16 protein-coding genes are annotated in these 14,494 nt (G+C 43.4%); 7 read left to right on the forward strand and 9 right to left on the reverse strand.

Annotation, left to right across the window (positions count from 1 at the left end; genetic code table 11):
* Window positions 1-17: 17 nt before the first annotated feature.
* On the reverse strand, window positions 18-542 hold the full coding sequence (locus FFM75_RS02005) for a DUF1836 domain-containing protein (RefSeq protein ID WP_137627524.1): 525 nt from the start codon (window positions 540-542) through the stop codon (window positions 18-20).
* Window positions 543-689: 147 nt separating this feature from the next.
* On the opposite strand from FFM75_RS02005, the gene FFM75_RS02010 reads away from it, so the two are divergent.
* A complete protein-coding gene (locus FFM75_RS02010) occupies window positions 690-1,070 on the forward strand; it encodes a hypothetical protein (RefSeq protein WP_137627525.1) in 381 nt (126 codons plus the stop codon).
* Between the two features lie 181 nt (window positions 1,071-1,251).
* Here FFM75_RS02010 and FFM75_RS02015 read toward each other — a convergent pair whose 3' ends face one another.
* The 4 genes from FFM75_RS02015 to FFM75_RS02030 all read right to left on the reverse strand — a co-directional run bounded on the left by FFM75_RS02015 (window position 1,252) and on the right by FFM75_RS02030 (window position 5,176).
* Entirely contained in the window at window positions 1,252-2,181 is a 930-nt protein-coding gene (locus tag FFM75_RS02015; protein ID WP_137627526.1) for a helix-turn-helix domain-containing protein, read from the reverse strand.
* Between the two features lie 25 nt (window positions 2,182-2,206).
* The gene (locus FFM75_RS02020) at window positions 2,207-4,126 is read right to left on the reverse strand and encodes an FAD-dependent oxidoreductase (RefSeq protein ID WP_137627527.1); all 1,920 of its coding nucleotides are present in this window, start codon (window positions 4,124-4,126) and stop codon (window positions 2,207-2,209) included.
* 261 nt (window positions 4,127-4,387) lie between these two features.
* Window positions 4,388-4,807: an Hsp20/alpha crystallin family protein gene (locus tag FFM75_RS02025; RefSeq protein WP_137627528.1), complete on the reverse strand. Its 420-nt coding sequence runs from the start codon at window positions 4,805-4,807 to the stop codon at window positions 4,388-4,390.
* Window positions 4,808-4,837: 30 nt separating this feature from the next.
* Window positions 4,838-5,176, reverse strand: a complete 339-nt coding sequence (locus tag FFM75_RS02030) for a hypothetical protein (RefSeq protein ID WP_223876586.1) — start codon at window positions 5,174-5,176, stop codon at window positions 4,838-4,840.
* Window positions 5,177-5,339: 163 nt separating this feature from the next.
* On the opposite strand from FFM75_RS02030, the gene FFM75_RS02035 reads away from it, so the two are divergent.
* Entirely contained in the window at window positions 5,340-6,710 is a 1,371-nt protein-coding gene (locus FFM75_RS02035; protein WP_137627530.1) for a hemolysin family protein, read from the forward strand.
* A 356-nt stretch (window positions 6,711-7,066) separates the two neighbouring features.
* Window positions 7,067-7,540, forward strand: coding sequence for a class Ib ribonucleoside-diphosphate reductase assembly flavoprotein NrdI (nrdI, locus tag FFM75_RS02040; RefSeq protein WP_137627531.1), 474 nt, complete (start codon window positions 7,067-7,069; stop codon window positions 7,538-7,540).
* A gap of 53 nt (window positions 7,541-7,593) precedes the next feature.
* Here nrdI and FFM75_RS02045 read toward each other — a convergent pair whose 3' ends face one another.
* The 3 genes from FFM75_RS02045 to FFM75_RS02055 form a co-directional block, all read right to left on the reverse strand.
* Window positions 7,594-8,763, reverse strand: coding sequence for an MDR family MFS transporter (locus FFM75_RS02045; RefSeq protein ID WP_137627532.1), 1,170 nt, complete (start codon window positions 8,761-8,763; stop codon window positions 7,594-7,596).
* A 52-nt stretch (window positions 8,764-8,815) separates the two neighbouring features.
* The gene (locus tag FFM75_RS02050; RefSeq protein ID WP_137627533.1) at window positions 8,816-9,136 is read right to left on the reverse strand and encodes an LlsX family protein; all 321 of its coding nucleotides are present in this window, start codon (window positions 9,134-9,136) and stop codon (window positions 8,816-8,818) included.
* Window positions 9,137-9,286: 150 nt separating this feature from the next.
* The gene (locus FFM75_RS02055; RefSeq protein WP_137627534.1) at window positions 9,287-10,108 is read right to left on the reverse strand and encodes an Ig-like domain-containing protein; all 822 of its coding nucleotides are present in this window, start codon (window positions 10,106-10,108) and stop codon (window positions 9,287-9,289) included.
* 218 nt (window positions 10,109-10,326) lie between these two features.
* Here FFM75_RS02055 and FFM75_RS02060 point away from each other — a divergent pair, with 218 nt between their 5' ends.
* On the forward strand, window positions 10,327-10,680 hold the full coding sequence (locus FFM75_RS02060; RefSeq protein WP_137627535.1) for an SdpI family protein: 354 nt from the start codon (window positions 10,327-10,329) through the stop codon (window positions 10,678-10,680).
* Window positions 10,681-10,714: 34 nt separating this feature from the next.
* On the opposite strand, the gene pdxR is transcribed toward FFM75_RS02060, so the two are convergent.
* Window positions 10,715-12,100 carry a MocR-like pyridoxine biosynthesis transcription factor PdxR gene (pdxR, locus tag FFM75_RS02065; protein ID WP_137627536.1) on the reverse strand — a complete coding sequence of 462 codons (1,386 nt, stop codon included), beginning with the start codon at window positions 12,098-12,100 and terminating at the stop codon, window positions 10,715-10,717.
* Window positions 12,101-12,200: 100 nt separating this feature from the next.
* On the opposite strand from pdxR, the gene FFM75_RS02070 reads away from it, so the two are divergent.
* The 3 genes from FFM75_RS02070 to FFM75_RS14115 all read left to right on the forward strand — a co-directional run bounded on the left by FFM75_RS02070 (window position 12,201) and on the right by FFM75_RS14115 (window position 14,451).
* The gene (locus FFM75_RS02070; protein WP_137627537.1) at window positions 12,201-13,364 is read left to right on the forward strand and encodes an aminotransferase class I/II-fold pyridoxal phosphate-dependent enzyme; all 1,164 of its coding nucleotides are present in this window, start codon (window positions 12,201-12,203) and stop codon (window positions 13,362-13,364) included.
* 13 nt (window positions 13,365-13,377) lie between these two features.
* A complete protein-coding gene (gene dapA / locus FFM75_RS02075; RefSeq protein ID WP_137627538.1) occupies window positions 13,378-14,250 on the forward strand; it encodes a 4-hydroxy-tetrahydrodipicolinate synthase in 873 nt (290 codons plus the stop codon).
* Between the two features lie 69 nt (window positions 14,251-14,319).
* Window positions 14,320-14,451 carry a hypothetical protein gene (locus FFM75_RS14115; RefSeq protein WP_263390546.1) on the forward strand — a complete coding sequence of 44 codons (132 nt, stop codon included), beginning with the start codon at window positions 14,320-14,322 and terminating at the stop codon, window positions 14,449-14,451.
* The last annotated feature ends 43 nt before the right edge of the window (window positions 14,452-14,494 follow it).

The raw sequence follows: 14,494 nt of genomic DNA on the forward strand, positions 1-14,494 counted from the left end.
CCTTTGACATAGATTGTTCATTTTTCAATCTGTTTTGGTTTGACGTGTGCTTGATTCAAACGCATCAACTCATCAGTACGTAATTTATCAACGATCAATTGGGCAGCAGCTGACGTTAAACTACCACTTAAATCTTGATCTGAAACGGCGACTGGTTCATCAACATGATGTAATCGGTCGACTAATTCAGTAATAAAGCCATCATAAGCCCGTTTCGGATAACCCGTTGCGGTGACTTGATCGATACCTTCCCGAATCATATCCAGTGGATAAATGGGTTTCAACAAGCTAATCACGATAATATCTGCCAATTGCATGATCTGATACTTCTTTTTCACGGGCGACAAAATCACTTTGTGCTTCACATAATTATTAATCATCGCGGCCGTCACTGGATCAACGTCCAACGGTTGTAATGTTTCATTGATCAGCAACAACACTTGATCCATATATAAATCAAAGTTTGGTAATTCCGTCCACTTAGGTAAAATCACTTTACCCATGCGCTTTTTCCAGTCCGCATACGTTGCATTCGTTGCCATCTCAATCACTCCCTATCATTTATCATCATTATATATAGTTAAGCTAGTCTTGTAAACTAGCTTAACTTATAAATGGCATTAAAATTAGCGTTTGTGGTATGATTTAAACCGATATTTTAAATTCAAACAGAAAAGTGGTTGGCTTCCATGTATGAAATGACTAAAAAACATCGCACTGGTGACGATGTTAAAGAACGTGTACCGCAAGCCGTGATCAATGGCTTATGGGACCGATTAAAGGCAATGCGCCAAGAAAAATTATTGATTGATAGTACGATGGCCGTCATGTTTAGTGATGACTATGAAGATCACAAAATTTTCTTCATGACATTACAAAAAGAAGGCGCCTTTGCTAACGAATACGATATGGCTTATGATGGCCCGAAAGACTTTTTAGGTAAAGGCACTATCGTGATTTTCAAAGATCGGCCTAAGACGATTACCATGAGCATCTCAGACGCTAATAAAGCAGCAGATGCCGCTGATCAAACGAACGAAGACACTGACACAACGGACGATGCCAAGTAAAGCTTAAAGCCTTAACTAAGCTTGACGCACTAGTCGACTAAAAAGAGGTCGCCGTAAAATACGGTGGCCTCTTTTTTTGACTAGTCAACCTATTTAAAACCATTAACAATACTAATCTCTGAAAAGCGATTGAACGGTGTAAAAGTTCGCTAATCTGAGACAGCTAAATCATCTTTGCGTTCTAACACAATAATCGTTGGCGCATTTTAGTCGGTGACTCACCATAACGTTCTTTAAATTTCTTGTAGAAGAACGATTTCGACGAGTAACCAATGTACGTGACAACTTCATCAATTGACACACGTGGATTCTCTAACAAGATTAACGCTTCACGCATTCGTCGACTATCAATCAATTGAATAAAGCTCTGTCCGGTTGCCGTTTTTAGCCGATTAGATAAATAATTGGGATTATAGTGAAACGCTTGTGCCATGATTTTTAACGAGCAGACGTCATAATTTTGATCGATATACTGCAATAAATCAGCCGTTGTCACTTGATGTGGCAAAGACTTGCGACTCGGTGCGACATAACTTTTGCGCCGGATTAATTCAATTAATAGCAAGTGCAAAAAGCCATCAATTCTAGCCGTCGCAAACTGCGCCGGGCTAACGATTTCACAAATAATCCGTTCCACAATATAAGCAGGATCATCGATTTTATCATTGTTAAAATTGGCATAACCCCAAGTACCGTAAGCTTGCTTAATCGCCTGCAACTGCTGGTGCATGCGATGATCGTCAGCAATCGGTAATAACTGTGACAATTCAGCATCGACTGGCAGTAACAATGTCACTAAAACATCGCCGGCCTTCAATGGTCCCAGTTGATACTGTTGATGTGGTTTTACAAAAAGTAGATTGCCACTAGTTAATGTCATTGTTTGAGAGGCAATTGTAACTGACGCCGTCCCCGCAAAAACGTACAATATGCTTGGTTGGCTTTGCTGATGTGTATGACAACTGCCATCTTCATTCTCTAACTTAGCAGCTACAATTGGAATTAACGACGTACTATTAGGTGCTAATGTCACCCAAGCACCAGAAGCTTGACGATGCTTGGCATCCAGTTGCCATTGTACTAAAGCCTCGCCAATATGATAAATATCCATTTTGATTCCCCCGCAATATTGACGGCTACTTAATGGATTTGGCTGCGTTTAACCCCGCTAAACGCCCAGAAGTATAAGCAAATCCTAAAGTACCGCCTTCAAAATCAACATAAATTTTGCCATACATGCCGCCAGCATCGGCCCCCGCAACATACAAATTCGGAATGGCAGTGCCATTTGTCTTGGTTGCTTGAATCTGGTCATTGATGCGCACGCCACCCAATGTCCCTAAATTTCGAGCCACAAATTTAACGGCATAATAAGGACCTTGTTTAACTTTAATTAAACGCTTGGTATTGGCAAAAAACAACTTATCTTTGCCTTGCTTAATAGCACCATTATACTGATTGACTGACTTCGTAAACGCTGCTTGATTAATCCCCATTTGATTTGCTAAGCCATCAATCGAATCACTCTTAAAGACAACCCCGGTACCGGTTAATTTATTGAGTAATGGCGCAAAGTCAACGGGCGTATTTTCTTGTTTGATCGAAGTCTTCGTACTTGATGGTTCATTGAATTCCATAAAAAATTGTGGATTATGTTTCCACTTACCAAATTGATCTTCAATCGCCACCGTTCCTTTGGCTTTGATTTTATCCAGCATGCCTTTATCAAAGATTACATATTCAGTCTGTTTAGGCTGCGCAGCAATTTCAGCACCATGCCGAGCATATAACGTCGTATCGGTTTCATTGCTAAAACGCTGGCCTTGCGTATTAACTCTCAAGTTCGGATAGGCCGTAAACGTGTTCAGCATATAATACTTATCACCAACAAGTTGCGTCATCTTTTTAACGCCAGCATTCGTAAAGGTCTCCCAGAAATAATGCGTCGTATCGGTGCCTTCTTTACCAGCGCCAACTGACCAAGCCATCTTAATGCCGTCCCCTTTATTTTGGAGCACTTGGCCCTTAGTATTGGGTTTGCCCAAATATCGATTCAGCATTTTTTGATTACCACCATAACCACCGGTCGCAATGATCACTTTCTTAGCATGCACCGTTATCTTAGCCCCAGTTGCTGTTGTCCCCACGACCCCTGTCACTTTATGATGCTGATTGGTTAACAACTTTTTAGCAGGTGTTTTAAAGTAAACTTTGCCACCTTCCGCTTTAAACTTATTTATCAATGTTTTGATGGCTACTGTGCCACCTTTTTGATAACCATGCAAAGTTGCTGGGTCACCTTGATGCGCATAACTACCGCCAGTCCCTGCATCCACTAACTTCATATCAGCGCCATTCTTATTGAGCCAATCAACGGTTGGACCAGATTGATCAATAATCCGGCGAACTAAAACACCGTTCATATAACCTTGCGATGCATCTAAATACTTGTCGTAAAGCCATTTCTTCGAAACTGTCTTGTGCGCGGCCTTTTGTTGGGCACTATCAGCTGCAAACATCCCACCAGCTAACGTCCCAGCACCCATAGGCGAAGCTGTTTTTTCCATCAAAACAACCTTAACGCCTTGTTGACGGGCCGCTAATGCTGCGGCTGTCCCGGCGGCACCAGCACCGACCACGACAACATCCGTCTTAGTTGATTTTGCTTTAACAGCTTGTTTTTTAGCAGTCTTATTCAATTGTGCGTCACTGGCACCAGCTTTCTTTAGTGCTTTTTTAGCCGCCTCAATAATCCCCTTTGAAGAATGAGTCGCGCCGGAAACAACATCTACCTTAGTCGTTTGCTGCTTCACAATTTCTTTAGTAATCTGCTTAGTCGCACTTGCGGCTAATTGCTTATTATCCTGAATACTTAGTACTTTAACCGCTTTTATTTTATTTTTATCAACAGTTACCTGAACCTTGACTGGGCCATCTTTGCCTTGCCCCGTCCCCGTGTAAGTCCCCGCTTTATACGTCGCCGATTGACTACAGCCGGTTCCACTTAACAATAAAGTCATTGCGACTAATCCCACGACACCTTTTTTAAGCTTCATGGTAATCCCCTCCAAAAAAAGTTTTATTCAAGTAAACGTTACCAGAAGGGCATAATCATTGATAAGACCATTATCGTAGACACCGATTCCGCTTTTCACAGGTCCCTATTTGGTCATAAAATGCTATTTTTGAAACAGACGTAATTTAAACGGGCACAGCTAGCACGCATTATGCCCCAGAAGCAGTAAATTTGTGTGATATCCAATGACAAAAAAAGGCCCTGCAATTAATTTTGCAGGGTCTCTAATGAGTATCAGTTGTTATTGAACTTCAATCTTACCTGTATCATCCGTTACCTTTTTAGGTAACATGACGATTAACAAACCAGCATCATAGTGTGCTTGAATCTGGTCGGCTACGACGTTTTTAAAATAAAACCGTCGACTTGCTGTGGCAACTTGGCGTTCGCGCCGTAAAACGCGACCATCATCATCACGGTACTGACCAGCCGGCTGTTGGGTCGCACTGAGTGTCAACCAATCGTCAGCGTACTTCACGCTAATCGCATCCTTATCAAAACCGGGTAATTCGGCGGTTACCGTGTAATCATCGTCGTGTTCGACCACATCGGTTTTCATCATTAAATGAGAAGTGACCACATGATTAATGTCGTGATGAACTTGTTTGAGTAGCTTGACCGGTAACAATCGATCAAACTGATTGAATAATTGCTGACGCATGGCGTTGGCCTCCTGTTAAACGACTATTTTTTAGTAAGCTTTTTGTCCGATAGCGGCCGCTAGCAATTCAAGTGCATGATCGCGGGTACCGACTTTATCCATGTCAAAAACGATGGAATCAATGTCGCCGCCTTTAAAGTCAAATTGTTCAAAATAAACGTATGGATCTTCGCCGTCAGCCTTTAAAAAGCCGTCTTCGACTGCCTTTTCAAAACCTTCCGCCCAATCTTCATCGTCCATTTGGTTGAAGTCAGTCCGAGTAAAGTAGCCTTGACTCCGAATCAAATCCATCGCTTTTTTAACATCACTATCTTCATAATCCAATTTCTTCGAATCCTCATGAATCTTAGTTTTCGTTTCTACTGGCATCACAAAAGATCTCCCTTGACTTAAGATACCTTTAGTTTAGCACCAATTTATGAAAACGTTAAACATCTCGCTTAGATTGCAAATTATGATGACTATCCTTATAATAATAGCTACTTCGCGGTATAATTTAAATAACTACTTAAATGAAATGAGGAATGATTCTTTGGACAGTGGCCAGATAATGTTAAATTTAGTCATTATTGTCATTACGTTCTTTGTCGCCGCTTTCTTCGTGGCCTGTGAATTCGCATTAGTTCAGACCCGACCAAGTGCCCTAGAAGAAGAACAAAAGAAACGGGAAAAGCCTTCCAAACGGATTGCCACTTCCCTACACATGGTGCATAACTTAAACGAATATCTCTCCACCACACAGGTGGGGGTTTCGTTAGCCGGTATTATCTTAGGTTGGATTGGTGAACAGACAACTGAACACTTCGTCTTACAATTACTAGACGTTTTCAATCTATCGATCAGCACGTCAATTTTACGTGGAATCAGTATTGTTATTGGGGTTTTCCTTTTAACCTACTTAGAAGTGGTCCTCACCGAAATCGTGCCAAAAAATATCGCCATCGATATGCCCCTCAAGGTGATGGCGGTCATCACGACACCATTACGGTGGTTCCACGTGCTCTTCTACCCCTTTGTGTGGTTGTTGAACATCTCGTCGGCCGGGGTTGTCAAAATGTTAGGGATTCCCGTTGCTAATGAAGATAATGATGTCTATTCGCAAGCAGAAATTCTCAACTTATCACGCAATGCCGTCTCTGGCGGTCAATTAGATCGTGATGATTACCTTTATATGGAACGGGCCTTTGAGTTTAATGACAAGATCGCTAAAGATGTCATGATCGACCGGACGCAATTAGTCGTCATTGATATTAACGACACCGTTAAACAAGCGATTCGCGTTTATTTACAAAAACGCTTCAGCCGTTTGCCCGTTGTTGCAAATAATGATAAGGATAAGATTTTAGGATACGTGTATAATTACGACTTGATCCGTCAAGGTGAAGTCGATGATGAAATTCGTGTCAACAAAGTCTTACGAAATATCATCACGATTCCTGAAACGACACCCATTCAAGAAATCTTGCAAAAGATGATCGATAAACAAACCCCAATCGTGGTTGTCGTCGATGAATATGGTGGGACTAGTGGGATCGTGACAGATAAAGATATTTACGAAGAACTTTTCGGGACGGTCAACGATGAAATCGATAATGTCTCGACTGAATATGTTGAAAAACAAGATAATGGGACTTATCGTATGAGCGGTAAAATGACCTTATATGATTTCGAACGGTTCTTTAAAACCGATTTAAAAGAATTCGAAGATTCCGATGTCGTCACCTTAACCGGTTATATTTTGGATAACTTCCCTAAGATTCAAGCTGGGGACACCGTTCAAATTGCCGACTTTGATTTTAAAGCCCTCGATTTTGAAAATGCATATATTAATTGGTTCGAAGTTAGTCGTCGTCAACCAGTACCAGTCGCAACGACTGACACTGATGATCAGCCAACCGACTAACCAGGATCTCGTATGGGACTATCAATCTGATAGTCCCGTTTTATTAACATAGTTATTGATAAAATAACAAAATAATTATATTAGGTGCATCGATAATGGCCAATTAAGTGCCAGTTAGGCAATTCACCTAACTAATGGTCTAATCTCAACTCGCTTAATTGATAAGACTCATCTGGTCAAAGTTCAGACTGGTCTGCGAATACCATCTTTTTTTAATCATCACCATAATCCGTCATAGCGGTACCTATTCAAGACATCGCTTACATTTGTGAGCGACTTTAATATGAAGTTGTTTGCAAAAGCATTAAGCACAGCGTAAACTGAGTATATGAAATTACAGAAATGGGGAACCAGCCGTGAGTGAAAACGTCATTAATATTATCTATATTTCGATTGAAGGAAATACCCGTTCATTTGTAACTGGTATGCAAGATTACGCTAAAACGCAGCACGCTGCTGATGAAAGTAATCCATTAATTACTTTAAAAGAAATTACGGAACAAACTGATTTTGCCATTGAAACCAAACCTTACTTTGCCTTTGTGCCAACCTATCTTGATGGGGGTAACGGCATCGATACTGGGGTCAAAGAATTAATGACCAACGTCTTGGGTGAATATTTAAACTACGATTTGAACCCTGACTTATGCTTAGGCGTCGTTGGTAGTGGGAATAAAAACTTCAACGAACAATATTGTTTAACCGCACGGCGTTATGCGGAACAATTAGACACTGATTTCATTGGCGATTATGAATTACGGGGCACTTCCGCTGACACGGAACGCATCTACAACGTCATGAAAGAACGGCTACACGCGCTTAGTAAATAGTAAGTAACCTAAATGGACCGACACCTTTTTTTAGATGTCGGTCCATTTTTTGATTAACCATTTAATAAATGTTCATGGCGAGCTTTTATTAAGACCCCAATTAACGCTAATAACATCAATGCCGTCACCGTCATAAACAGGATCGAATATGAGAACTGGGCAACCATCATCCCACCAAACAGTGGCCCGACTGCTCGGCCTAACGACAAGGCCATATTAAAACGCCCTTGATACTTACCACGTTGACTAGCAGCTGCCATATCATCGACCCACGCTGGCACGATTGGTAACCCAATGACTTCACCTAACGTTAAAACGACCATAATAACAATAAAATCAACATATTGTCGTGCAAAGACTAGGCCTAAAAATGACAACGCAAATAACGTAATTCCAAAACCAATTTGCGTGCCAATCTTAAACTTCTCGTTAAACAACGTTACGATTGGCTGACTCAAAATAATGAGTAACCCGTTAATCGTCCAGACTTCGCTGTACCGCCGGAATGGAATCCCCAGATTCGTCATGTGCACGGACAACAAGCTTTCCCACAGTGCATAACTCATATAAATCGTAAAAATCATCAAGCAAATCAGCCAGATCAATTGGCGCTTATGACTAGGCGTCGTATCTTGCTTCACTGGTTCAACTTCATCGGCCGTGTCTTTATTAGCCAAGTGCACATTAAATGTTGCCAGGACAATGATAAATAATCCAATGTAGCACGCTGTCGTCACCATAAAGACCACACTGATCCCTAAGTCGAGTAAATACCCAACTAACAACGTCCCAATCACGACACCGACATTTAAGGCCAAATACAACATATTAAACACATACCGATTACTTTTGGTTGTCACCGTTGCCGCATACGCATTCACCACCGTCATACTAATGCCATCACCAAAGCCCACGATAATTAGCCCAATCGCATAGGGCCACAAGCTGTGCCAAAAAATTAAGGTCGCTAACGTCACCGTCGAAATCGTGACCCCTAAAATAGCGGTCCAATACGGCCGCCAATGATCGAATAACCGACCACCAACATAATTGCCTAAAATCATGGCTAATGACATCCAAAATAAGACGGTCCCTGAAAACGTCAAACTTTGATGTAAATAATTGTGCATGTAGACCGTGGTTAACGGCCACATAAAAGCGGCCCCGGCATTATTTAGCAAGTTTGCTAAAAATAGCCACCGCAACCGAACTTCTTTTTGCATGTTTGTTCACCTAACATTTTCCATTTTTCTTTTAGTATACGCTACTTCATCGCTAATGCCGCCAGTGAATCCGCCGCCAATGCCACTGCGGTTCGGGGTGCCAAATCTCATAACACGATTCACTGATCAACAAACTCGCCAGCGCAAAAAACAGGCCCAACTTGATGAGATTGCCCCCGTTAAACTGACCCACCCACTGGTCACCATGATAGTACCCTTGATAGATTGGCCAACCGAGCACCTTTAACTTGAATTGCGCCACCTTTAACCACTGTCGCAACCCAATCCCAACTGCCAGCCCGATACCAACGATGCCACCGGCAATGGGTAATCCAGCTAGCGTTTCAAGTGTTAACCGTAACCATCGTTGCATCCACCCATCCCCTTTGATCTAGCTTCATTATTGAAGCTTCGAGTCAAAAGTGAAGCAAACGGGCTTTTTTAGTTTAGCTGACATACGGACCAGACCAACAAAAAAAGACGCCCACTCTAAGAGTGACCGTCTTAACACTAAGCGCTTAAACTAGAAGCTTAAGACACTAGATTTGCTGCTGGTAGCAACTTTTGAATAGCTGTAATATTGGGCACCTTGGCCAATGTTTTCTTTGACGCGGGTGTTCTTGCTGTTAACAACGTAGAAGCTTGAAGCGCTCCGGAAGCGTAAGTAGAAGGTTTCAGTCTTGCTGCCAACCTTGGCATTAACTTTCCAAAGATGCTTGTTGCTGGTACTTGCGGTGTAAGTCCCGCTTAACAAGGTCTTAGTTTTAGCACCAGACTTGTAGCGTTTAACAGTGATCTTCTTACCACTCGTTAACGTCCACTTCGTATAGTAGCCCTTGTAACTTGAAGATTTCCAAGTCCCAGCAACGCTACTTACTAAACCGTAAGTTGAAGACGTCTTTGAGCTGCTTGAACTGCTAGTCGTCGTGGTCTTCTTGCTAGTTGACTTTGCCGTTACAGTCACGATCCGGTACATGTATGAATACTTGCCATTAGTGGCGTAAACATATAACTTAGTACCTTTCTTGTAAGTCTTTGGTAATTTAACCGTAAACTTACCGGTCTTTGATGAAGCTGTGGCTGAAGCAATCTTGCTCTTGCCAGCATTCGAGCTACTTGCGCCCTTCTTAGCATAAACCGTTACTTTAGCACCCTTAGTTGCAGTACCGGTAACTGTCTTGCTACTCGTGTTAATACCATTAACGGTGATGGTCGTCTTAGTTGACTTCGTTGCTGCTTGGGCAACAGTTTGTTGACCATTTGTACCTAAAGCAGCTGGGGCAAATAATGAAACTGCGGTAACAGTTGCCAATAAACCTGAGATTAACTTCTTTGAAGTTTGCATCAAAAATAACTCCCTTTCTTATTCAGACCATATTATAACCTCTTCGATGACATCCGGCTAGCTATCTGGATTAAAAGATATAAAGTTTTTAATTTTTCTTCAAACATTTTTAAGACTTTTGCCGCGACATATCGACTGGTCTGGACCTAAATTGTTATAATAGACCTTAAGCGCTTAATCGAAGCGTTAATTTAAGCTAATTTAGCGGAGGTTATCGCATGCATGCAAACAGTTTTGGCCTAGCTTGGGGCTTCTTGATTTTTCTACTCGTCTGGGTCTACCAATGGTATCGGATGCCCAAATTCCGCTCACTGTTAGGCTATACCTCACGGCGGGCCATCCAAGATGAACAGACGTGGCAATTTGCGCAGCATTTTTATGCGATGCTGGGTGTCGAAATCTTTACGTTATTACTAATCGCAGCCATTATCGGGGGACTATTTAAGATCACCTGGCTCCAAAGTATGAACGTCCAAGCAATCGGCTTAGGCGTCGGTCTCATCTTACAAAACTTGGCAACTGAGCGGGAATTAAAGCACGCCTTTCCAGGGCAGCCAACGCCTAAACCTTAATATCAAGATTAAACTAGCGGCTAACATAATCGTGTTAGCCGTTTTGTTGTGCCCGCAAGTCTGCACACACCTGAATCAATTTTGGCACGGCGACCTCGATTTCACGAACCGTTAACGCGGTAAAGCCCAACAAATAATAATCATGACTCGGCATCGCTTGCCAATTTGAATCTAACGGATAAATCCTGATTTCAGCTTGGGCTAGCGCTGTTAGTACTGCAGCTTGTGGGATGTCCGGAATCTGTACGACTAAATGCAACCCAGCACCAGTTGCAATGGGATGAATCAAATCAGTCACGTCTAATAGTTGACAGAGTCGTTGGTATTTTTGTCGGTTCAAACTCCGACTCCGACTTAAGTGGCGATAATAAGCCCCGTTTTCAAAATAATTGACCATCGCTTGTTGTAATAACCCGGCCACCATCGCAGACCGATACTGATACTGCTGTTGGTAGGCCGTAACCAGTTGTGGTGGCAAAACTAAGTATCCCATGCGTAAAGTCGGATCGATCCCTTTGGCAAAAGTACCTAAATAGGCGACTTGATTCGCAGTCGCTAATGATTGTAACGCTGGCAACGGCTGCGCATTATAGCGGTACGTACTGTCATAATCATCTTCAATAATCAAACATTGCTGTTCAGCGGCCCATGCTAACAAAGACAGTCGTTGCGCAATCGGCAAGACATAACCCAAGGGAAATTGATGCGCCGGTGTCGTATAGACGACTTGCGGTCGCGCTGCTTGAATCGCTGCTAGTGAGACCCCTTGTTTCGTCACTGGTAACGGCACTGTTGTATGACCATAACCAGCCGCCAAGGCCGATAGTCCCCGATAACCCGGGTTTTCAATCCCGACTAATCCCCGCGGCAAAATACTTAATAACAAACTAAGCCCTTCTTTGGCCCCGTTAGTAATGACGATTTGCGCTGGCGTACACTTAATCCCGCGCGTCGTCGCCAAAAAGCGCACGAGTTGTTCACGTAAGGCCAGTAACCCTTGCGCATCCGGATCACTGACTTGCTGTGGTTGTTCGGCTTGGCGTAGGGCTTCTCGAACGGCCCGTTTCCATGCATTCCAACTGGGCCCTAAGAGTTGCATCCGACCGTAATGGAAATCATATTTAACTGGTGTTTGTGGCGTTAGCGGTGCTGTAATGGCTGTTGGCTTGGCTGGTTTAGTTGGCCAATGTTGAATATCGTGATAGAAATAGCCACTCCCCGGCACCGAATAGATATAGCCCTCAGCTAGTAGTTGGTCATAGGCCTGCTCAACTGTTGTCTTAGAAACGGACAGACTTTGGGCCAACTTACGGATTGACCAAAGCTTCTGACGCGCTTGTTTTGTCGGATCATATTGATCACGTAATTGTTGATACAGCTGTAAGTAAAGTGGTTGTTTTGCTGAACGGTCTAATGGCATCGGCTAACTGTCCTTTCATTTTAGTTAAAATTGTCTCTTTTTCTCATGACACTTGCGTTTTATTATAGAACACAATTACTTTGAGAGGAAGTTGATTGCCATGACGACTACTAATCGGATTATGCAACAAATTCAAGTTTCTGGGATTCGACGCTTTGATGAGGCCATTAGCTCGGTGCCCGATATTATTAAGTTAACCGTTGGCGAACCAGACTTACCAACACCTGCCCATGTTAAAAAAGCAGGGATTCAAGCCATTCGCGACGATGTCAGCCACTATTCACCTTTGATGGGCTTTCAAGCACTTCAACAAGCAGCGAGTCAATATTTTCATCAGAAATATGGGCTGACTTATGCCCCAAATGAGATTCTCGCCACGGTTGGTGCAACCGAAGCAGTCGCGACGGCTTTGCTGAGTGTCTTGAATCCTGGCGACGGGGTCTTAATGCCCACCCCAGGTTACACGAGTTACCAGCCAGTCGTCGCTATGGCGCAAGGCAATTTGATTCCCATCGACACCACTAAAGCTGGTTACAAATTAACCCCAGCAGCTTTAGCAGCGACGATTCAAGCCCATCAACACGACCATTTGAAAGTCTTGATTTTTAACTATCCAACCAACCCAACCGGCGTCACTTATACTAAAGCTGAACTAGCTGCGTTAGTAACGGTTATTAAGCAAGCTGGCCTGTTAGTGCTCAGTGATGAGATTTATAGTGAACTCACTTATGAACAACCGCACACTGCGCTAGCAACCCTCTATCCAGAAAAGACGATCACCATCAACGGTTTATCTAAATCACATGCCATGACGGGTTGGCGCTTAGGGTTTATCATGGCGCCGTTAGCGCTCATTAATGAAATGAAGAAGACTCATCAATACTTGGTGACATCGACGAGTTCAATTAGTCAAGCTGCCGGTATTGAAGCGTTAACCCATGGCTTAGATGATGGCCCCAAAATGCGCGACATTTATCAAGCCCGCCGCGATTATTTAGTCAGCCGCTTAAGTGAAATCGGGATTAACTATCTCTATCCCACCGGTGCCTTTTATGTTTTCGCACAAGTACCGGCTGATTTTAACGGCAATAGTTGGGACTTTGCCACCCAATTGGCGCAAGAAGCCCACGTGGCTGTCATTCCTGGATCAGCCTTTGGCACGAGTGGCGAAGGCTGGTTTCGAATTAGTTACGCTGCCAGCATGGCCAACTTGCGCAATAGCATGAATCAGTTGGCCACCTGGCGCGCTCAAACATTAGTTTAACGGAGGTTTTAACATGAATTTTGATAATGCTCATTTAATTACGGCGATGGTGACCCCTTTTGACGATCACCATGCAATTGACTATAGCCGTTTAGCACAATTGATCGAACACTTATTGGCTCATCATACGACTGGTATTTTAGTGGGTGGCACGACTGGTGAAGGTCCCACTTTAAGTACCACGGAAAAGTTAGCGTTATATCAAGCAACGGCCCGTATCGTTGCTGGTCGCGTCCCGGTCATCGCTAACACCGGATCAAACAACACAGCCGCTACCATTGATTTCACCCGTCAGGTCAGTCAAATCGTCGGCATCGATGCCGCTTTGGTCGTGGTACCACCCTACAACAAACCTGACCAAGCAGGGATGATCGCCCACTTCACGGCAATTGCTGATCGTGGTGGGTTGCCAATCTTGATTTATAATATTCCTGGTCGTGTTGTTGTCAAAATGGCAGTTGCCACCGTCGCCAAATTAGCCCAGCACCCCAATATTATTGGGATCAAGCAATGTACGACCCCCGCTGAACTAGCTGCCATTGTTGACCAGACACCGGCTGATTTTTATGTTTATACAGGAGAAGACGACCAAACTCTGATTGCCCAAGCCTATGGGGCCCAAGGGGTCATTTCGGTCGCCAGTCATTTATATGGTGATACGATGGCCAGCTTACAAACAAGCTTAGCCCATGGCAACGTCGCCACCGCCGGCCAACTGCAACGGCTGTTAAGCCCTAAGATGGCAGCACTATTCAGTCACCCATCACCCGCCCCCGTCAAAGCGGCCCTAAATCAACAAGGGGTTTTAGTTGGCCAACCACGCTTACCAATCTTGCCGTTAACAGACCAACAACAAACGACTTTGCTGGCAACTTTAAACGCATAAGTTAGCGCAGTAATTGTACGAAAGATAGCGTATAATGAGGGTAAATTTCAACCGAAAGTGGTGACACATATGTGTGGTAATTGGTGGTCAACTGGCATGTCTTGGTGGGGCATGGGCGGTTCATTTTGGGCGTTTTTATTACTCGTTATCGTGGCCCTGGGTGCTTTATGGGCCGTTAATCGGTCACAACATTCTAAATAAAGCAATCGACCAGCTAGCGCGTTATCCATAAACGCTAGCTGGT

The organism is Lactiplantibacillus daowaiensis (genome assembly GCF_005405085.1).
Lineage (GTDB): Bacteria > Bacillota > Bacilli > Lactobacillales > Lactobacillaceae > Lactiplantibacillus > Lactiplantibacillus daowaiensis.